Source organism: Brucella tritici, from assembly GCF_902825325.1.
Lineage (GTDB): Bacteria > Pseudomonadota > Alphaproteobacteria > Rhizobiales > Rhizobiaceae > Brucella.
In genome coordinates, this window is the sequence record NZ_CADEAR010000002.1 from 362,122 (window position 1) to 381,807 (window position 19,686).

The window sequence follows — 19,686 nt, forward strand, 5'->3', positions numbered from 1 at the left end:
AGCGGTTTTTCGGAACTGCTCCAACCTGAATTGAACACAGAATCTAAAGTTTGAAGATCAACGGAAGAAGAAACCATGGCCACCGAAATTCGCGTTCCCACGCTTGGGGAGTCCGTTACTGAGGCAACCATCGGAAAATGGTTCAAGAAGGTCGGCGATGTCATCGCTGTCGACGAACCGCTGGTGGAACTGGAAACCGACAAGGTGACAGTGGAAGTTCCGGCTGCTGCTGCTGGCGTTCTGGCTGAAATCACGGCCAAGGAAGGCGATACGGTCGAGGTCAATGCGCTTCTCGGCCAGATCTCCACCGATGGCTCTGCCATCGCTGCGGCCCCTGCTGCGAAGAAGGAAGAAGCCAAGCCTGCTGCCGCCGCACCGGCTGCAGCACCTGTCGCCTCGGCTTCGTCGGGCTCGGCTATGCAGCCTGCTCCTGCAGCCTCCAAGCTGCTGGCTGAAAACAACCTCTCCGCCGACCAGGTGGACGGTTCCGGCAAGCGTGGTCAGGTGCTGAAGGGTGACGTGCTCGACGCCATCGCCAAGGGTGTTTCTGGGGGTGTTTCTGCTACTCCGGCTGCCGCCGCACCGGCTGCTGCCCGTCCGGCATCGTCGGCTGACGACGCTTCTCGCGAAGAACGCGTGAAGATGACCCGTCTGCGCCAGACGATTGCCAAGCGTCTGAAGGATGCCCAGAACACCGCCGCCATGCTGACGACCTATAATGAAGTCGACATGTCTGCGGTCATGGAACTGCGCACCAAGTACAAGGACGTCTTCGAGAAGAAGCATGGCGTGAAGCTCGGCTTCATGGGCTTCTTCACCAAGGCCGTGACCCATGCGCTGAAGGAAATCCCGGCGGTCAACGCCGAGATCGACGGCACTGACATCATCTACAAGAACTTCGCCCATGTCGGCATGGCCGTCGGTACGGACAAGGGCCTTGTGGTTCCGGTCATCCGTGATGCCGACCAGCTTTCGATTGCTGGCGTTGAAAAGGAACTGGGACGTCTTGCCAAGGCAGCGCGTGACGGCACGCTTTCGGTTGCTGACATGCAGGGCGGCACGTTCACCATCACCAATGGCGGCGTGTACGGTTCGCTGATGTCGTCGCCAATCCTGAACGCTCCGCAGTCGGGTATCCTCGGCATGCACAAGATCCAGGAGCGTCCGGTTGTCGTCGGCGGTCAGATCGTGATCCGCCCGATGATGTATCTTGCCCTGTCCTACGATCACCGTATCGTGGATGGCAAGGAAGCCGTGACCTTCCTCGTGCGCGTCAAGGAAAGCCTGGAAGATCCGGAACGTCTGGTTCTCGATCTCTAAGGACGAACGATGGAGCCGGGCATCTTCTCCGCATCCCCGTTTCTGCCGCTGGTCGGCTTGAGCGTTGTCCTGCTGGTGGTTCATATCCTCCTGCAGGGCTTTGCGGCAACAAAGGAACTCGGCTCTCAATGGAATGCCGGTCCGCGCGACGAGGGTTTGAAACCCTCCGGCAAGTTTGCCGGTCGCGCGGAGCGGGCCTCCGCCAATTTCCGCGAGACCTATCCGGCTTTCATCGGTCTGGCTCTGGCGCTCGTGCTGAAGGGCGATCCGTCCGGATGGGGTATTCTCGGGGCGTGGCTCTGGTTTTTCGGCCGCATCGTCTATATCCCGCTTTATCTGGCGGGCATTCCCTATTTCCGTTCCTTCGTCTGGCTCATTAGTCTGGTGGGGCTCGGTATCATGCTTCTGGCTCTGGTTCTGTGATGACAGCCTGCGCGTGAAACACGCGCAATGAAGGAAACGCGATGCATCCCTATCTGTTCGAACTTGCATCCCTGATGGCGATTTTCGTCTTTGCCATCGTTTCCCCTGGCGCCGATCTCGCCATGGTTATCCGGCAATCGCTGCTGCATGGCCGTCGCGAGGCGATCATCACGAGCTTCGGCATCGGCGCCGCCCTGATGATGCATGTCACCTATACGGTTTTGGGTCTCGGGCTCATCATTTCCAAGTCGATCTATCTGTTCAATATCGTCAAATGGTGCGGTGTGGCCTATCTGGTCTATATCGGCATCAAGGCGTTGCGCGCTGGAGCGACGAAGATCGATGTGGAAATGGCATCGAAGGAACCGCGCAAGCCGCAGAGCTTCGCCAAGGCGTTCGGCCTCGGTTTTGCGGCCAATGCGCTCAATCCGAAAGCAGTGTTCTTCTTTCTGTCGATTTTTTCGACGGTCGTTCATGCTCATACGCCGACCGAGGTGAAGCTTGGCTATGGCGTTGTGATGGCGACCGCGCTGATCTCATGGTTCGTCGGCGTCAGCCTGTTCATGACGACGCCGAAGATGCGCGCCGCCTTCTCGCGCGCCTCGAAATGGATCGATCGGACCAGCGGTGTTGTCTTCATCGCGCTGGGACTTAAACTTGCCACCGAAAAGGCTATGTAAGAAGCAACGGGTTCAGTTTGGCTGAATCTCGATTCGCTGCCGGAAACACTCAACCGGAACATTCAGGGAGAACCGACAGATGCACGCTGCAAACAAGCTTTTCAGGACTGCCGCCGTTTCGGTGCTTGCGCTCACCGTGTTCTCGACTGCGGTTCAGGCGGCCTGCACCCAGAACCGGGCGATTTATCGTGATCGCGACGATGCCTATACGCTGACCTTTCGTCCGGAGCAGCCGAACGACCTGAAAATGTCACCGGCGCCGACGAATGAATTCACCATCACGGCCAATGACAAGCCCGACTTCAAGCTGAGCGGCATGGTGATCTGGCCGGAAGAAGGCGTGGCGCGTCCCTATGCGTTGCTGACCTTCAACTGCAAGGGCGACGGTTCCAATCCAGAAGATCTCGATGATTGCAGCATCTGGCAGAGTGTCATCTATGCGCTGAAGGAAGGCGCGGAAGCTGACGTTCTGCCCAAGGCGGACGAACCGGCAGCCCAGGCGATCCTGCTGCCCGATCTGGTGACGGCGCTGGATGGTTATGATTTTGGAGCGGCAAAACCCGAAAAGCCGCTTCAGTGGGAAGCATTCCGTTTTCAGGGATGCTCACCAGACGAGGAATGATCGGTAGCCCGCAGGCACTGATTATATGTGAATAATTTCGAATGAAGGAACGGGCCCGGATGGACGGGGCGTTCGAAAAACGTTCAGGACAGACTGAAGAAGGATAGTTCAATGTCATACGATGTGGTTGTCATCGGCACGGGCCCCGGCGGTTATGTCGCCGCGATCAAGGCTGCACAGCTTGGTCTTTCCGTTGCTGTTGTGGAGAAGCGCAAGACCTTCGGTGGCACCTGCCTGAATATCGGCTGCATTCCTTCCAAGGCGCTTCTGCATGCGTCGGAAGTTTTCGCCGAAGCCGGTCATTCCTTCGATACGCTCGGCGTGGAAGTGACACCGAAGCTCAATCTGGGAAAGATGCTGGCGCATAAGGACACGACCGTGAAGGCCAACGTCACGGGCGTCGAATTCCTGTTCAAGAAGAACAAGATCACGGCCTTCATCGGCACCGGCAAGATCGTCGGCAAGGGCAAGGTTTCCGTGACTGCCGAAGACGGCAAGGTCGAGGAGATCGAGGCAAAGAACATCATCATTGCCACCGGTTCCGATGTCGCGGGCATTCCGGGCGTGAAGGTCGATATTGACGAGAAGGTCATCGTTTCCTCAACCGGCGCGCTTTCCTTCGACAAGGTTCCAGGCAGCCTGATCGTTGTCGGCGGCGGCGTGATCGGTCTGGAACTTGGTTCCGTCTGGGCGCGTCTTGGTGCGAAGGTCACGGTCGTCGAATATCTCGACAAGGTGCTTGGACCCATGGATGGCGAAGTGTCGAAGCAGTTCCAGCGCCTGCTCGAAAAGCAGGGTATTGCCTTCAAACTCGGCGCAAAGGTGACCGGCGTGGATAAGGCAGGCAAGGGCACGAAGGTGACGTTCGAACCGGTGAAGGGTGGCGCGGCTGAAACGCTTGAAGCCGATGCGGTTCTGATCGCGACCGGTCGGCGCCCTTATACCGATGGTCTCGGCCTTCAGGAAGCGGGTGTCGCTGTCGATGATCGCGGCCGCGTTGCGATCGACGACCATTGGCGCACCAATGTCGAAGGCATCTATGCCATCGGCGACGTGGTTCAGGGCCCGATGCTGGCGCACAAGGCTGAAGACGAAGGCATTGCTGTTGCCGAAATCATCGCCGGCCAAGCCGGTCACGTGAATTTCGACGTTATCCCGAGCGTCGTCTACACGCAGCCGGAAGTCGCTTCCGTCGGCAAGACCGAGGAAGAACTGAAGGCCGCCGGTATCGAATACAAGGTTGGCAAGTTCCCGTTCACGGCCAATGGTCGTGCACGTGCCATGCTGCACACCGATGGTTTCGTGAAGATCCTTGCCGACAAGGCGACTGACCGCGTTCTGGGCGCGCATATCCTCGGCTACAATGCCGGCGAAATGATCCACGAACTGGCTGTTCTGATGGAGTTCGGCGGCTCGTCCGAAGATCTGGCCCGCACCTGCCACGCCCATCCGACCATGTCGGAAGCCGTGCGTGAATCCGCTCTGGCGACCTTTGCCAAGCCGATCCATATGTAATCGGTTGCAACCATGTGACTATAAAAAGCCCCGCAAAAGCGGGGCTTTTTTTGATGTTTAATTCTGCGCTGGCGGCTTAGCAGGAGCTGGAGCCGGTGTTGCAGGCTCGCTCTGCGTCGCCGGTGGCGGGGGAGGCGGAGCCGCAGTATCCGTTCCACTGCCATTCCGGTAGAAGAAGTAAGCGAGGATAATGATCGCTGCCAAAAGCACTGCGCCGAGCAGATAGCCGCTTCCGCCGCGTTGGGGTGGAGGCGTCGGCATTCCCGACTGGCCAGACGGGTCCGACAGGCGCGGATCAGTCGTCGTGCGGGGATCACTGTTTCGCGGATCAAGGGGATCAACCATAACGGGTTCCTCCAGAGGTCCCTTCCATCATCAAGGTGATAGTTGGGAAGCGATAGTTGCCGGGTATCAGCGGTCATTTATGAGCCAATTCGTGCTCCGACCACTTCTGATGCGCTTTGTCCTGCGTTGCGATAACAAACCCGGTGTATATTAATGCGAGAAAGTCCCAGTAGTTCCAAAAACTCTAATATAAGAAGGAAAAGGGATTAGTAGCTGGGCAGAGGTGTTCCGCGAAGGTGTCGTTAACCCGAGCGAAACTGCATATCGATATGTATATTCAATCATGGAAGTGGTCTGCTGATCGGATTTGTGATCGATCAACTGGCTATCCAGGCTTTATCACTGTAAAGCACTGATAAAGCTTATTGTTGCAAGCGGTCAGAAACGACGCTGAAATTTGAGGAACGACTTAATGCCGTCGAAAGAAAATCTGAAAACCATCGAGCGCTTCGAAAAGCTCTCATCGCTTTTGCGCGATGAACAGTTCAAGCTTCTGGATGAAGCGGCCAGGGAAGAAGCGCTGCCGGGAAAATCCATACTGAGACAGATTGCCGAACTCGAACTCAATATTACCGCAATTGAAAACAGCATCACCGATTTGAAAGCCGGTTAGAAATATTCAGGCATATACTTCTATAGCGGGGTCACCCGATAGCCTTTTGCACGTAGCAATTCGATTATACCGTCCTTGCCCGGCAGATGCAGTGCACCGACAGCAATAAAGGTATTTCCCTTGTCGATGATCGGGACGGCACGATCCGCCATGACCTGATTGCGGTCAGAAATGAGATATTTCAGAAATAGCTCGTAGTCCTCTTCGGAAAGGCTGTCTGGAACTATTTTCCGGAGCGACGGCATGATTAGACCAATCTCGCCCTTGAGGTAGAGCGCAGTCGTGGTTTCCATGGCATCCTCGACCTTATCACCATAGTCGACGGTAGCCACGAGATTGCGGAGATGGAAGTCAAGCGGCATCCGGTTCATCGCCACCAGTTGCTCTGCAGCGCTTTCCAGCCCCAATACATTGCGACCCTCGGCCTGCGCATCGAGAGCCAGCCGTTCATCAAGCGATTTCTCGCCCTCGCTTTTGCGCTCCCTCTCGCACTTTGGAAGTGCGAGCAGGCTGGTCAGCACCCACGGCTTCATTTTCGCAACTGCATCGAGAACGATACCGCGTTCTGCCAGCTTCTGTTCGATCTCCTCGCGACGCTCGGGTGGAATATGCGACTTCAGGGTGCTACCGTCAGTGAAGTGCAGCAGGTCGGGCTGCTCGAGCTTGAGACGCAGGAAAGCCTTCGGGTCCAGAATATCCGTCGTTTCGATGACGACGGTGTTCGCTGAACGATAGGCTTCGTCGGCAGCTTTTGGCAATGTCAGGACGCGCGGATCAGAAAGATGGATCGTGCCGAAGAGGTAGGACGGGGCGACGCCGTCTTTGTCGATCTTCCAGAGAAGCCCTCTGCGATTGGGCACAGCGTCAGCTTCGCGCTGCAATTCCTTCCAGCTTGCCGGGTCCTTGGTCTCCAGCCCGTCGATGAGATTGACGCCGTGCACGGCGCATGCAGTGGGCGCATCGTCGGCGCGGGCGAAAGTTGCGCCTGCCAGGCAGGCATAGAGAAGAACGAGAAGCAGCTTTTTCATGAGAGTAATATAGGGGTGGTTTTTGCCGATGCCAGCGACTTCTCAAGCCGGTTAAGCCCGGGGGTGAGCTTTGTCATAGACTTCCAAGAGCCGCTCGGTGTCCACGCCGGTATAGACCTGTGTGGTCGAGAGGCTTGCATGGCCAAGCAACTCCTGGATCGTTCTGAGATCGCCGCCCCGCCCCAGAAGGTGGGTGGCGAAGGAATGGCGCAGCGCATGCGGCGTCGCGCTGTCCGGCAGGCCGAGACCAGCACGTAGTTTCTGCATTTCGCGCTGGATGATCGCAGCATGCAGCACGCCGCCCTTGGCACCACGAAAAAGCGGCTTGTCGGCGGAAAGATCGAACGGACAAAGCGCTCGATATTGCGCAACGGCGCGATGCACGATGGGCAGCAACGGCACAAGGCGCGCTTTGTTGCCCTTGCCCATGATGGTGATGGAACGAGCCGTGCCGTCGGATAGTGCATCGCCCATCAGGCCGAGCGCTTCCGATATGCGCAGGCCGCAACCATAGAGTAAGGTCAGGACTGCGGCATTGCGCGCCGCGATCCATGGTTCCTCTGCCATTTGACCATCGGCTGCAACCACGCGCCGGGCATCTTCGGCGGTCAGCGGTTTCGGCAATGATTTCGGCTGGCGCGGCGCGCGCATGGCGCTTGCGCCTGCCGCATTGGCAAGACCGCGTTTTTCCAGATGGCGCAGAAGCGAGCGCACACCGGCAAGACCGCGCCCCAGCGTCCTGGCTCCAACACCTTCATTGCGACGGCTGGCCAGAAAGGAACGCAGATCGGCAATGCGCAGATTGCCGACATCCTTTAGTGAAGGCGGTTCCCCCAGATGACCGGTCAGAAAATTGAGAAACTGGCGCGTATCGCGCTCGTAGGCTTCAAGCGTATTTTCCGACAGGCGGCGCGCATCTTTCAGCGTCTTCAGCCATTCTTCACGTGCCGCTGCAAGGTCGGCGCGGGCGGGGATCAGAAATTCGCTGTTCGTCGTCATAATCAAGCCGGTCGTTCACTCTGGATGGAAGGGCAGTTTGCCAGCGATAGGTTACCGGCTGGTTGTCCGCGAGGCGAAAAGCACTATTCTTACGAATTGAGGTGAATTGAGCTGACGAAAGGGCTATGGAACGAAAAATAGTCCTATCCAAGCAGCAGAAACAAGGTTGGCAATGCCGCGTCCAGAAAACCCGATCCAGCTCGCCGTTATCGGTGCCGCCCATGGCACGCGCGGCGAAGTGCGCGTAAAGACTTTTACCGGCGATCCGCTGGCCATCGCCGAATACGGCCTGCTCTATGACGAACAGGGCAAGAGCTACGAGGTTCTGGAAGCCCGCCCTGCAAAGACTGTCGTGGTCGTGCGGTTCAAGGGCATTAATGACCGCAATGCCGCCGAGGCGCTGAACGGTGTCGAACTTTTCATCGATCGTTCGCAACTGCCGGACGACGAACTGGATGAAGACGAGTTCTTCCAGACCGACCTGATCGGCCTGCTGGCGGTGGATGCCGAAGGCAAGACCTATGGCGTGGTGAGTGCCCTGTTTGATTTCGGTGGTGGCGACCTCATCGAGCTCAGCGAAAAGGGCAAGCGCCCGATGCTTATTCCTTTCACGGAAGCAGCGGTACCGGAAATCGATCTGGACAAGGGCACTTTGCTGGTCGAGCCCTATGCTGCTGGATTGATCGCCGACGATGAAGATGAACGCCCGCAGAGCGAAAAGAAAAAGCCGAAGAAGTCATGACCGAAGTTTCGAAGCCCGATGATGAGGCCAGCTTCTTTCATGCATCGGTGCTGACGCTTTATCCTGAAATGTTTCCCGGCCCTCTTGGCACTTCGCTTGCAGGCAAGGCGCTTGGCGAAGCCAAATGGCAGCTTGATGCGGTGCAGATTCGCGACTTTGCGGAAGGGCGGCACCGTATGGTGGACGATACGCCCTCTGGCGGCGGCGCTGGCATGGTGATGAAGCCGGACGTTATCGCCCGCGCGCTGGATTCGGTTGCCGACGGTCGCCGCCCGATGCTGCTGATGAGCCCACGCGGAAAGCCGCTGACGCAGAAGCGCGTACGCGAACTGGCTGACGGGCCGGGCGCTATCATTCTCTGTGGCCGCTTCGAGGGCGTAGACGAACGCGTCATTGAGGCGCGCAATCTCGAAGAAGTATCGATCGGCGATTACATCCTGTCGGGTGGAGAAACTGCCGCAATCGTTCTGTTGGACGCCATCGTGCGGCTTCTGCCGGGTGTGATGGGTAATCGAGAATCCGGCGAGACGGAAAGTTTTGAGACTGGGTTGCTTGAACATCCGCATTATACGCGTCCGCAGGTTTGGGAAGATCGGCCTATTCCCGAAATCCTGACCTCCGGCAATCATGGTGCCGTCGATAAATGGCGGCATGAGCAGGCAGAGAGGATCACGAGGGAACGGCGTCCCGATCTTTGGGAAGCCTATTGCGAGGGCAAACGCAAACGCAAATGAACCTGATCCAGCGGCTCGAAAGTCTCTCTCTCGCTCTGCTGGCATTGGGTGCCTATTGGGTCAGCGGTGCCAGCTGGTGGCTTTTCGCAATACTCATTCTGGCGCCCGATCTTTCGTTCTTCGGCTATATGAAGGGGCCGCGCACCGGCGCCGTGGTCTATAATATCGCCCATAGCTGGATCGGTGTTGTGCTTCTGGCGGTGTTGGGCTGGGCGATGAACTGGCAGATCTGTATCGCCATGGCGCTGATCTGGGCCGTGCATATTGGTGTCGACCGCGCTTTGGGTTTCGGTCTCAAATATGGATCAGGTTTTCAAGATACGCATCTTGGCCGGATTGGCCGGTAATGCCAAAGTCCATCGGGTAAAGCCCATTGGATTTTGGTTAAGCCCGAGTGGCGATTGAACTTTTTCAAGGCGTGATGCGTTAGCTTCTCAACGCCTTGGTATAAATGAAAAATGCCCGGCATATGCCGGGCATTTTCGTTTCGTATAATCAGGCAGAATGCTGATGTGCGGGCTTGCGAAGTTCTGTCTGCGATCTGCGCAGTACAAAATAGACGCCGCCGCCAATACCGACGCCGAAGAACCAGCCATAGGTTGCCCACCATGCCGGCAGGAGATTGGTGGCCATTGGCAGGACGGATGAGAACAAGGCACCAATTGCAAAAGCGATGAAAGCCTTGACGTGCCAACCGTTCTGGAACCGGAATTCACCATTCTCCTGATAAAGATCAGCCACATTCAACTGTCCGCGACGCAATAGATAATAGTCGACCATCATGATTCCGAAGATCGGACCCATGGTGGAGCCGAGGAAGTTGACGAAATGCGCTGCACCGGTTTCCCACGGCGCGAACGGGTAGAGGATCAGAGCGATCAGAGCTGCGATGACACCGCCCCGCTTGAACGAGACTTTCTGCGGGAATGTGTTGGAGAAGTCGAAGGCCGCAGAAACGAAATTTGCAACCACGTTGATGCCGAGCGTTGCGACGGTGAAAGTCAGTGCGGCAAGGAGCGCAAGGAACCAACTATCGAATTTTGCCGAAATCTGGTCCGGATGAAGCAGGACTTCGCCATAGACGGTGAAGGCCGCAGTGGTTGTGACGCCGGCGACGAGGCAGAAGGCCAGAAGATTGATCGGCAGACCCCACAGATTGCCGCGCCGCAGGGATGCTTCATCCTTGGCATAACGTGAGAAGTCACAGAAGTTCAGATAGAGCGCTGCGAAATAGGTGATCCAGGTGGCTGCAACAGCCGCGAGCGCTGCAAAGGACCCTGGCTCGCCCATGACACCCGCATCTCTCGTTTTCTCAAGCAGTACATCGCGCGGAATTTCACTGCCGAACGAGAACGTGCCGGCTTTAATGACCAGATAAACAGCCAGGATAAGCATCATGATCCAGACGGCCGGGCCGGCCCAATCCTGAAACTTGCGTACGGTTTCCATGCCACGCTGGATGATGAGAAGTTGGGCCGCCCAAACCAGGACATAGCAGATGACTTCAAGGGTAGAGTGGCCGAGAAGATGGCTGTTCTGATGAAAGGACAGCATACTCTCGTTGCGGATCAGCAATGCGACGAGTGCACCGGAGGCGGCAGCCGTCTGTGCGCCATACCAGAAACAGGCGACAACGCCGCGCACGAGTGCTGGAAAATTGGCTCCGAACGTGCCGAACGATGCCCGCGCCAGCACCGGGAAAGGCACGCCCGTTCGTACGCCGGCATTACCCACCAGGCTCATCAGGAAGAAGATGACCAGTGACCCCGCACCGATGGCTATGACAAAGTTCAAGAAGCTGCCGCACAGAAGAAACAGGCTTGCGGCGAGATAATAGCCCCAGAGGCTATGAACGTCCGATGTCCAGACGTTGAAAATGCTGAAAGCACCCCATTTGCGCTCTTCGGCTGGTGCCAGATCCTCGTTGTATAACGAGGGTGATGGATTCTTGATTGTCATAGCGTTCCCATTTAAGCGGCAGCTTTTATAGTTGTTTACGATTTATATTTTTATTGTTGACGATATTTGTGGCACAGTATCGAGAGGCTGGCTACGAAAATTTCTGACAGGGCGTGACAAATCCTGCGCGATGCTGTATGTGCCTGCCAGTTCGGGGAAACCCGACGTGAAATACCTCGTTCGGGCAAAGCCCGAGACGTCCGTAAACCAATAAATGGTGTACCGCTCCTGCCTGAAACTGAAGGCATAGCCGCAGGGCCAAGGGTTGCTTGGCGGCAAGTGTAGAGCGCTCTGACTGTTTGAGAAGAATTCAGAAGGAGTCAGACGATGACCGATATCATTCGTCAGCTTGAAGCCGAACAGGCAGCAAAGATTGAAGAAAAGCGCAAGCTTCCAGATTTCCAGCCGGGCGACACAGTTCGCGTTCAGGTTCGCGTTACCGAAGGCACGCGTACCCGCGTGCAGGCCTATGAAGGCGTCTGCATTGCCCGTTCCGGCGCTGGTCTCAACGAAAACTTCACCGTTCGCAAGATTTCCTACGGCGAAGGCGTAGAGCGCGTATTCCCGGTTTACTCGCCGATCGTCGAAGGCGTTGAACTCGTTCGCCGCGGCAAGGTACGTCGCGCGAAGCTTTACTACCTTCGTGGCCTTACCGGTAAGGCTGCCCGTATTGCTGAAAAGAAAGACAACCGTACCAAGGCCGAGCGCGAAGCTGACAAGGCTGCCGCCGCCAAGGCTGAGGCTGCCAAGGCTGCTGCTGAATAAGCTTCACAGCACTCTGTTTGAAAAAGGCGGCCTTTGGTCGCCTTTTTTATTTGCCAAATGCATAGGGCTGCGTAACATAACGCATAATTCTGCCGATATCTCGCAAGATTGTTACTGCGACACCCTGTTGCGGTTTCAGTTTCTTGACGAACTGTGACGGCGGGTGCATATGACAGCCAAAGTTAAGAACTATTCAAAGGACCTCTCGCAATGAGCGCGCCGCGTACACTTTATGACAAGATCTGGGACGACCATGTAGTGGATCAGCAGGAAGACGGAACCTGCCTCCTTTATATTGATCGCCATCTTGTGCACGAAGTGACGAGCCCGCAGGCTTTTGAAGGCCTGCGCATGGCTGGCCGCAAGGTGCGGCATCCTGAAAAGACGCTGGCCGTCGTCGACCACAATGTCCCGACCTCGCCAGACCGCATCAACGGTATCAAGAACGAGGAAAGCCGCATTCAGGTCGAGGCTCTGGCCAAGAATGCCGCGGATTTCAACGTTGAATATTATTCCGAACGTGATCGCCGTCAGGGCGTCGTGCATATCGTCGGACCGGAGCAGGGCTTCACCCTTCCGGGCATGACGATCGTTTGCGGCGACAGCCACACTTCCACGCACGGTGCTTTCGGCTCGCTGGCGCACGGTATCGGCACCTCTGAGGTGGAGCATGTTCTGGCAACCCAGACCCTGATCCAGAAAAAGGCCAAGAACATGCTGGTGCGTGTGAATGGCAAGCTGGCTCCCGGCGTCACCGCCAAGGACATCACTCTCGCCATCATCGGCGAAATCGGCACCGCCGGTGGCACCGGCTATGTGATCGAATATGCGGGCGATGCCATTCGTTCGCTGTCGATGGAAGGCCGTATGACGGTCTGTAACATGTCGATTGAAGGTGGCGCTCGCGCAGGCCTGATCGCACCGGACGAAACGACTTTTGCCTATGTGCAGGGCAAGCCTCGTGCACCGAAGGGCGAGGCACTGGAACAGGCGATTTCCTACTGGAAGACACTGCATTCGGATGAAGGTGCGCATTTCGACAAGATCGTCGAACTCGACGCTGCCAAGATTTCTCCGGTTGTTTCCTGGGGTTCCTCGCCGGAAGACGTGGTCTTCGTCACCGACATCGTTCCGAATCCGGACGAGATCAAGGACGAGACCAAGCGTGCATCGAAGTGGCGTGCTCTGGACTATATGGGCCTGAAGCCGGGCACCAAGATGACCGATATCAAAATCGATCGCGTCTTCATCGGCTCCTGCACCAATGGCCGTATCGAAGATCTGCGCGACGCTGCGCGCATGGCCGAAGGCAAAAAGGTTGCTGCTGGCGTAAACGCCATGATCGTGCCGGGTTCTGGCCTGGTGAAGGAACAGGCGGAAGCTGAAGGTCTCGACAAGATCTTCATCGAAGCCGGTTTTGACTGGCGCGAGCCGGGCTGCTCCATGTGCCTTGCCATGAACGACGACCGCCTGAAGCCGGGCGAACGTTGCGCTTCGACCTCGAACCGCAATTTTGAAGGCCGTCAGGGCTTCAAAGGCCGCACGCATCTTGTGTCGCCAGCCATGGCCGCCGCCGCTGCCATTGCCGGACATTTCGTCGACATTCGCGAATGGAACTAAGGTTTCACACCAGATGAGGTGTTTTTAAAACGCTTCTGGAAAGATCAAACCGCCGGCTCATCCCGGCGGTTTTTCTTTGGCTGTATATTAGCAGCTTTTTCACGCTTTGATTGTAAGGAGGCATGGGGTGGCTACAGCATCGGCCTGAAAATCGGAATAGATTTTCAGAAAGCACGATGCGTAGGTTCAATGGTTTAGAGCGTCCTTTGTGCGTCCATAAAAGGACGCACGGCGCTTTAGCGTTTGGAAGCCTTTGACAGCCAGCACGGGGAAGAGCATTGATGAATGGAGCCGACTTTATCCTCCTGATCAACATGACCGTTTCCGGTCTGTTTGCTTTCGCATTTCTCGGCATCGCCGTTTATGCGCGGGATAATGCGGCAGCGCCTGTCTTCGCCTTCGGTTTCATTTTCGCAATGCTCTATTTCCTTACAGAGCTTGCCATGCCTTCCATTCCCAATCCCCGCCTCGGTTATATGCTCGCCTTTTCGACCTATTACCTGACATTGGCCTGTCTGGTCGTCGGTCTGGCGCGAATGTATGTCCGACCGGTGCCGTGGATTGCGCTCGGTTTACTGACAATTGTGTCGCTTGCTGTGGTCTACGGCATATATGACATTGCCCGCAGCCAGATGATCGGCATGGTGCTTTATCAGGCACCCTATTTCCTCGTCCTGCTGCTTGCGGTTTGGCTGATCCTGCGGGTGGATCGCAACGGCATCGATACGTTGATGGCGGTGCTGTTCGGCTTTAGTGCGGTCCATTTTCTGTTCAAGCCGGTCATCGCGATGCTGTCGGGAGGGACGGGAGCTGAACCCAGAGACTATATCGATACGACCTATGCGATGTTCTCGCAGTCGATCGGTGCCGCTCTTTCTGTTGCGGGTGGACTGCTTCTGCTCTTGAGCCTGATGCGGGAGTTGATTGCCAATATGCTGATCCGCTCCGAAACCGACCAGCTATCGGGGCTGCTCAACCGGCGCGGCTTCGAGTTTCGTGCCGAGGCTGCAATCGAAAAATCGAAACGCATGCGGCAGGCTCTGTCGCTTGTTCTGTGCGACATCGACCACTTCAAGGTAATCAATGATACGCATGGTCATGCGCTGGGAATTCGCGATCATTCTGCCGGGCAACACGATCCAGTCCGCATGGCGATTTGCAGACAAGACCCGACTTGTTTGTCGCGATGTCCATATTTCCGGCAGGAATGGCGGGATTGAATTCACCGCGAGCTTCGGCATCGCGGAAATGGAATTCGACGATGTGTTTTCCGATCTCTACAAGCGGGCCGACGGGGCGCTTTACGAAGCGAAGAAGGGTGGGCGTAACTGCGTCCGCACCGCTCTGCCGATATTGGTGGACGAAAACATCGTGGAATTCCGCTCTAAGGCCGGGCGTTGAACGAATTCTAATGATAGCCGCAGCCCGCATGGTCGAGAACCGGCGTTTCCCCGCGGTCGATTCCATACATGAAAGAGCGCCCGCGCAGCACGACTGCGCTTTCGCAATTGCTGTTGGGCTTGGCAACGATATAGGCAACGGCGTGATCCCGTGGCGCGGTAATCACTTTTATGCGTTGCGGCGAAGACAAAAATGACTTCTGTGCCGCGCCGACCCGGATGATTCTGACGCCGTTATCCGGCGTCTGGATGACAAGATTGCCCGATGCGTCGACGAAGTGCGCAGCTTCCTCGGCAAGCGCGGGACCGGCCAGCGCAAGAATGCCGACGACAATCAGACCAAGCATCATCCGTTTGCGGTTTGCCATCGTTGATCGAGCCTTATCACGCATGATCCCAAAGAGAATGAGGACTATTTTAACTCTTTCTTTACCTTTGTCATCCGTGCTGGCTAAAATCGAACCGGTCTTCCCGTGCGCTACTGCTTCGCAGGTCGCAGGTGGAAGAGCTGGAAACGCCAAGGAACGTCCAATGACCAAAGATCATGCCGTCGATATTGCGCTCCTCCATCTGCGTGATGCCCATGAATTCGCACCGCTGCTGGCAAGCTATGCGCAGGCGCTGAAGCGCGGCGCTCCACGCCGCCCCGATGATTTTTATGCCGAGCATCTGCTTCAGGATCGTGCCGCTGAAACACTGGGTGCCAGGGTTGACGGAAATCTGGTCGGCTTCGTGATCTTCTACGATCTGCCCGAACCCGTGACAGGCCTGCGTGCAGGACAGGTGGACCATATCTATGTGCATCACGATCATCGTGGAAAGGGCATCGCCAAGGCGCTGATCGACGTGCTGGCCGACAAGGCCGAGGAGCGCAGCTGGTCCAAGCTGGTGCTCAACGCGCCGCGCGTGCCGGAAGACGGGCGCAAACTCTATGAACAGATCGCCACGGCTGCCGATTGGTCGAGCTATGTGATTCGATTCGGCAATTAATCGATTTCTCAAAAGTTGATGAAATTACACATGTTTTTGCCGATTGCGGTGTTCAATCGTTTGAATGCCGCAATCACGCGAATGTGTCGCCCAGGTGCGACCAATTGTTAGTCTTTTCGTGAAAAAGCTTCTTTGACGTGATGGTAAAAGCGCAGTAGAAAGCGCCACATAGGGCCGTACGCCACGGCCCAGCCATATTTTATTGGGTCGTACCGGCGCGGGATCGTAAAGTCCGGTTCCCTGCGCTTTGGACGACATCGAACGAGGGTTCGGGAGAACCCGCCTCTGGCTGCTTCGCTGATCTTCGTCTGCGGGGTGTTGCCGGAGAGAAACGTCAGGGAAGCCTACAGAGCCATGACACAACCGACTGTAACGCGTCAGCGTCCTTTGTCGCCGCACCTGTCCATCTACAAGCCGGTCATTACGATGACGATGTCTATCGTCCATCGCATCACAGGCGGTGCACTTTACGTCGGCACCCTTTTGCTGGCAGCCTGGCTGATTTCGGCTGCAGTCAGCGAAGAGTGCTTCAATATCGTCAATGCATTGTTCTCGTCATGGATCGGTCGCCTGATCTTGTTCGGCTATACTTGGGCACTTCTGCACCATCTGGCTGGTGGCGTTCGTCACCTGATCTGGGATACGGGCGCGGGGCTTGAAAAGCACACAGCTTCGAAGATCGCATGGGCGACCGTCGTTTTCTCCGTCATCGCCACGATCCTCGTCTGGGTCGTTGCCTATTCGGTGCGCTAAGGGGAGCTGGTTTCATGAACGGTATGAACAATGATATGCGCACTCCGCTCGGCAAGGTTCGGGGTCTGGGATCGGCCAAGGAAGGCACCGGTCATTTCTGGTATCAGCGCCTGAGCGCAGTCGCTCTTGTGCCGCTGGTCATGTTTTTCATCGGTCTGGTCATTTCGCTCAATGGCGCAAGCTATGCGGAAGTCCGGGCTGCTCTGTCGCATCCCTTCACGGCAATCGTGATGGCGCTGTTCATTCTGACCGGCGTCTATCACATGCGTCTGGGTATGCAGGTCATTATTGAAGATTATGCGCATAGCGAAGGCATGAAGGTCGTGCTGGTGATGCTGAACACCTTCTTTACGGCGGTGGTCGGTTTTGCCTGCATCTTTGCGATCATCAAGCTGAGCTTCGGAGGTTGATAGCCCGATGGCTAGTGCAGTAAACAACGCGGCTGACGCCGCTGTGGCAAGCAAATATACCTATGTCGATCACAAGTTCGACGTGGTGGTGGTTGGAGCCGGTGGCGCAGGCTTGCGCGCAACGCTCGGCATGGCCGAGCAGGGCCTGAAGACGGCCTGTATCACCAAGGTTTTCCCAACCCGTTCGCACACGGTTGCCGCACAGGGCGGCATTGCCGCTTCGCTCAAGAATATGGGCCCGGATAGCTGGCAGTGGCACATGTACGATACCGTCAAGGGATCGGACTGGCTCGGCGACACCGATGCGATGGAATATCTGGCGCGTGAAGCGCCTGCCGCCGTCTACGAACTGGAACATTACGGCGTGCCTTTCTCGCGTACGGAAGAAGGCAAGATCTATCAGCGCCCGTTCGGCGGTCACATGCAGAATTTCGGCGACGGCCCCCCGGTTCAGCGCACCTGCGCTGCTGCCGACCGTACCGGCCACGCGATCCTGCATACGCTCTATGGCCAGTCGCTCAAGAACAATGCGCAGTTCTTCATCGAATATTTCGCGCTTGATCTCATCATGACTGACGGTGTCTGCACCGGCGTCGTGGCGTGGAACCTCGATGATGGCACCATTCATCGTTTCTCCGCCAAGATGGTGGTTCTGGCGACGGGCGGTTATGGTCGCGCCTATTTCTCGGCAACGTCCGCCCATACCTGCACCGGCGACGGTGGCGGCATGGTTGCACGTGCCGGCCTGCCGCTGCAGGACATGGAATTCGTGCAGTTCCATCCGACTGGTATTTATGGCGCTGGCTGCCTGATTACTGAAGGCGCACGCGGTGAAGGCGGCTATCTGGTCAATTCCGAAGGCGAACGCTTCATGGAGCGTTACGCGCCTTCTGCCAAGGATCTTGCCTCGCGTGACGTCGTCTCGCGCTGCATGACCATGGAAATCCGTGCCGGTCGCGGCGTCGGCAAGGCCAAGGATCACATCTTCCTGCATCTCGACCATCTTGATCCGGCTGTTCTGCATGAACGCCTGCCGGGTATTTCGGAATCGGCCAAGATTTTCGCGGGCGTTGACGTGACCAAGGAACCGATCCCGGTTCTGCCGACCGTTCACTACAATATGGGCGGCATTCCGACCAACTATTGGGGCGAAGTGCTGAACCCGACTGAGGCCGATCCGGACCGCGTACAGCCGGGCCTGATGGCTGTCGGCGAAGCAGGCTGCGCTTCGGTGCATGGTGCAAACCGCCTTGGTTCCAACTCGCTGATCGATCTGGTCGTGTTCGGCCGTGCGGCTGCAATCCGCGCCGGTCAGGTCATCGACCGCAAGTCGAAGATCCCTGACCTGGACCTCGCCGCCTGTGACAAGATCATGGAACGCTTCGACCGCCTGCGTTTTGCCAACGGCTCCCAGCCGACCGCAGAACTGCGCGAGAAGATGCAGCGCACCATGCAGGAAGATGCCGCCGTGTTCCGCACGTCGGAATCGCTCAAGCAGGGTGTTGAGCGCATGGAAAAGCTCTGGCATGAACTGCCGGATATTAAGGTCACCGACCGTTCGATGATCTGGAATTCCGATCTCGTTGAAACGCTTGAGCTGGAAAACCTGATGGCCAATGCGCTGACGACGGTTGTTTCCGCCGAAGCGCGTCAGGAAAGCCGCGGCGCTCATGCGCATGAGGATTTCCCGGATCGCAACGATGCCGTGTGGCGCAAGCACACCCTGTCCTGGCTGTCGCCGGATGGCAAGGTCAAGCTTGACTACCGCCCTGTCCATCTCGATCCGTTGACGACGGAAGAGGAAGGCGGCATCAGCCTCGCCAAGATTGCGCCGAAGAAGCGCGTTTACTAATCAAGGGAAAGAGCAATGGTTGAACTCGCACTTCCCAAGAATTCGCGCCCGCAAGAGGGCAAGACCTGGCCGCGCCCCGATGGTGCGAAGCGGGTCACCGAATTCCGTATCTATCGTTGGTCGCCGGATGACGACGCCAATCCAAGCATCGACACTTATTATGTCGACCGCGACGATTGCGGTCCGATGGTTCTGGACGGTCTGCTCTATATCAAGAACAAGATCGATCCGACGCTGACGCTGCGCCGTTCCTGCCGTGAAGGCATTTGCGGTTCCTGCGCCATGAATATCGACGGCGCAAACACGCTTGCCTGCACCAAGGGCATGGACGACATCAAGGGCGCCATCAAGGTTTATCCGCTGCCGCATATGCCGGTGGTGAAAGACCTTGTGCCGGACCTCACCAATTTCTACGCTCAGCATCGTTCCATTGAGCCATGGCTCAAGACGGTTTCGCCGGAGCCACAGAAGGAGTGGCTGCAGAGCCATGAGGACCGTCAGAAACTCGATGGTCTCTACGAGTGCATTCTGTGCGCCTGCTGCTCGACCTCGTGCCCGAGCTACTGGTGGAACGGCGACCGTTATCTCGGCCCTGCCGTGCTGCTTCAGGCCTATCGCTGGCTGATCGATAGCCGCGACGAAGCCAAGGGCGAACGCCTCGATAATCTCGAGGACCCGTTCCGGCTCTATCGCTGCCACACGATCATGAATTGCGCGCAGACCTGCCCGAAGGGCTTGAACCCTGCCAAGGCGATTGCCGAAATCAAGAAGATGATGGTCGAGCGCCGCGTGTAATCGCAGCATCGCTATCAATTTGAATGAGGGGAAGGTGCAAACCTTCCCCTTTTTTTGATCTGAGCGCCGGTTACCATCGCAGAAGGCTTGATCTTTATAGCCGCGCCAATATCTGATTGGA

At 56.9% G+C, this 19,686-nt stretch carries 21 protein-coding genes and 1 pseudogene; 17 read left to right on the top strand and 5 right to left on the bottom strand.

Annotation, left to right across the window (positions count from 1 at the left end):
* Positions 1–75: 75 nt before the first annotated feature.
* From odhB to lpdA, 5 genes are all read left to right on the top strand, one after another.
* Positions 76–1,320 (top strand): 2-oxoglutarate dehydrogenase complex dihydrolipoyllysine-residue succinyltransferase, encoded by a 1,245-nt coding sequence (gene odhB, locus HWX93_RS03905; RefSeq protein WP_176036560.1) that lies wholly within the window; start codon positions 76–78, stop codon positions 1,318–1,320.
* Between the two features lie 9 nt (positions 1,321–1,329).
* Positions 1,330–1,743 carry an MAPEG family protein gene (locus HWX93_RS03910; protein ID WP_176036561.1) on the top strand — a complete coding sequence of 138 codons (414 nt, stop codon included), beginning with the start codon at positions 1,330–1,332 and terminating at the stop codon, positions 1,741–1,743.
* A 41-nt stretch (positions 1,744–1,784) separates the two neighbouring features.
* The gene (locus tag HWX93_RS03915; protein ID WP_109986947.1) at positions 1,785–2,423 is read left to right on the top strand and encodes a LysE family translocator; all 639 of its coding nucleotides are present in this window, start codon (positions 1,785–1,787) and stop codon (positions 2,421–2,423) included.
* A 79-nt stretch (positions 2,424–2,502) separates the two neighbouring features.
* Positions 2,503–3,045 (top strand): hypothetical protein, encoded by a 543-nt coding sequence (locus HWX93_RS03920; RefSeq protein WP_109986946.1) that lies wholly within the window; start codon positions 2,503–2,505, stop codon positions 3,043–3,045.
* Between the two features lie 111 nt (positions 3,046–3,156).
* Positions 3,157–4,560, top strand: a complete 1,404-nt coding sequence (gene lpdA, locus HWX93_RS03925) for a dihydrolipoyl dehydrogenase (protein ID WP_176036562.1) — start codon at positions 3,157–3,159, stop codon at positions 4,558–4,560.
* Positions 4,561–4,617: 57 nt separating this feature from the next.
* On the opposite strand, the gene HWX93_RS03930 is transcribed toward lpdA, so the two are convergent.
* The gene (locus HWX93_RS03930; RefSeq protein WP_176036563.1) at positions 4,618–4,905 is read right to left on the bottom strand and encodes a hypothetical protein; all 288 of its coding nucleotides are present in this window, start codon (positions 4,903–4,905) and stop codon (positions 4,618–4,620) included.
* Between the two features lie 412 nt (positions 4,906–5,317).
* On the opposite strand from HWX93_RS03930, the gene HWX93_RS03935 reads away from it, so the two are divergent.
* Positions 5,318–5,518 carry a hypothetical protein gene (locus tag HWX93_RS03935; protein ID WP_006470960.1) on the top strand — a complete coding sequence of 67 codons (201 nt, stop codon included), beginning with the start codon at positions 5,318–5,320 and terminating at the stop codon, positions 5,516–5,518.
* Positions 5,519–5,538: 20 nt separating this feature from the next.
* Here the strand turns inward: HWX93_RS03935 and HWX93_RS03940 are convergent, their stop codons facing one another.
* Both HWX93_RS03940 and HWX93_RS03945 read right to left on the bottom strand, forming a co-directional pair.
* Entirely contained in the window at positions 5,539–6,546 is a 1,008-nt protein-coding gene (locus HWX93_RS03940) for a TraB/GumN family protein (RefSeq protein ID WP_176036564.1), read from the bottom strand.
* Between the two features lie 51 nt (positions 6,547–6,597).
* Positions 6,598–7,545, bottom strand: coding sequence for a tyrosine recombinase XerC (locus tag HWX93_RS03945; RefSeq protein WP_176036565.1), 948 nt, complete (start codon positions 7,543–7,545; stop codon positions 6,598–6,600).
* Positions 7,546–7,717: 172 nt separating this feature from the next.
* On the opposite strand from HWX93_RS03945, the gene rimM reads away from it, so the two are divergent.
* Genes rimM through HWX93_RS03960 form a run of 3 tightly spaced genes read left to right on the top strand, consistent with a single transcriptional unit; the run spans position 7,718 to position 9,368 of the window.
* On the top strand, positions 7,718–8,287 hold the full coding sequence (gene rimM, locus HWX93_RS03950) for a ribosome maturation factor RimM (RefSeq protein ID WP_176036566.1): 570 nt from the start codon (positions 7,718–7,720) through the stop codon (positions 8,285–8,287).
* A complete protein-coding gene (trmD, locus tag HWX93_RS03955; RefSeq protein WP_176036567.1) occupies positions 8,284–9,021 on the top strand; it encodes a tRNA (guanosine(37)-N1)-methyltransferase TrmD in 738 nt (245 codons plus the stop codon). Before rimM ends, trmD begins: the two co-directional genes overlap by 4 nt.
* Entirely contained in the window at positions 9,018–9,368 is a 351-nt protein-coding gene (locus tag HWX93_RS03960; RefSeq protein WP_109988614.1) for a DUF4260 domain-containing protein, read from the top strand. Before trmD ends, HWX93_RS03960 begins: the two co-directional genes overlap by 4 nt.
* A 148-nt stretch (positions 9,369–9,516) precedes the next feature.
* Here the strand turns inward: HWX93_RS03960 and HWX93_RS03965 are convergent, their stop codons facing one another.
* Positions 9,517–10,980, bottom strand: coding sequence for an NCS1 family nucleobase:cation symporter-1 (locus tag HWX93_RS03965; RefSeq protein ID WP_176036568.1), 1,464 nt, complete (start codon positions 10,978–10,980; stop codon positions 9,517–9,519).
* Between the two features lie 327 nt (positions 10,981–11,307).
* Here HWX93_RS03965 and rplS point away from each other — a divergent pair, with 327 nt between their 5' ends.
* From rplS to HWX93_RS22955, 3 genes and pseudogenes are all read left to right on the top strand, one after another.
* The gene (gene rplS, locus HWX93_RS03970) at positions 11,308–11,745 is read left to right on the top strand and encodes a 50S ribosomal protein L19 (RefSeq protein WP_006467977.1); all 438 of its coding nucleotides are present in this window, start codon (positions 11,308–11,310) and stop codon (positions 11,743–11,745) included.
* Between the two features lie 210 nt (positions 11,746–11,955).
* Complete coding sequence (leuC, locus tag HWX93_RS03975; RefSeq protein WP_061344527.1) at positions 11,956–13,365, top strand: 3-isopropylmalate dehydratase large subunit; 1,410 nt, start codon at positions 11,956–11,958, stop codon at positions 13,363–13,365.
* Between the two features lie 932 nt (positions 13,366–14,297).
* Positions 14,298–14,766 (top strand): annotated as a pseudogene (locus HWX93_RS22955) (GGDEF domain-containing protein).
* Between the two features lie 7 nt (positions 14,767–14,773).
* Here HWX93_RS22955 and HWX93_RS03985 read toward each other — a convergent pair.
* A complete protein-coding gene (locus tag HWX93_RS03985) occupies positions 14,774–15,133 on the bottom strand; it encodes a hypothetical protein (protein ID WP_176036569.1) in 360 nt (119 codons plus the stop codon).
* Between the two features lie 163 nt (positions 15,134–15,296).
* Here HWX93_RS03985 and HWX93_RS03990 point away from each other — a divergent pair, with 163 nt between their 5' ends.
* The 5 genes from HWX93_RS03990 to HWX93_RS04010 all read left to right on the top strand — a co-directional run bounded on the left by HWX93_RS03990 (position 15,297) and on the right by HWX93_RS04010 (position 19,565).
* Positions 15,297–15,755 (top strand): GNAT family N-acetyltransferase, encoded by a 459-nt coding sequence (locus tag HWX93_RS03990; RefSeq protein WP_006470954.1) that lies wholly within the window; start codon positions 15,297–15,299, stop codon positions 15,753–15,755.
* Positions 15,756–16,109: 354 nt separating this feature from the next.
* The gene (gene sdhC / locus HWX93_RS03995; protein WP_176036570.1) at positions 16,110–16,508 is read left to right on the top strand and encodes a succinate dehydrogenase, cytochrome b556 subunit; all 399 of its coding nucleotides are present in this window, start codon (positions 16,110–16,112) and stop codon (positions 16,506–16,508) included.
* Positions 16,509–16,522: 14 nt separating this feature from the next.
* Positions 16,523–16,918, top strand: a complete 396-nt coding sequence (gene sdhD, locus HWX93_RS04000; RefSeq protein WP_109988608.1) for a succinate dehydrogenase, hydrophobic membrane anchor protein — start codon at positions 16,523–16,525, stop codon at positions 16,916–16,918.
* A gap of 7 nt (positions 16,919–16,925) precedes the next feature.
* Entirely contained in the window at positions 16,926–18,770 is a 1,845-nt protein-coding gene (sdhA, locus tag HWX93_RS04005; protein WP_061344522.1) for a succinate dehydrogenase flavoprotein subunit, read from the top strand.
* Positions 18,771–18,785: 15 nt separating this feature from the next.
* A complete protein-coding gene (locus HWX93_RS04010; protein ID WP_010657572.1) occupies positions 18,786–19,565 on the top strand; it encodes a succinate dehydrogenase iron-sulfur subunit in 780 nt (259 codons plus the stop codon).
* Positions 19,566–19,686: the final 121 nt, after the last annotated feature.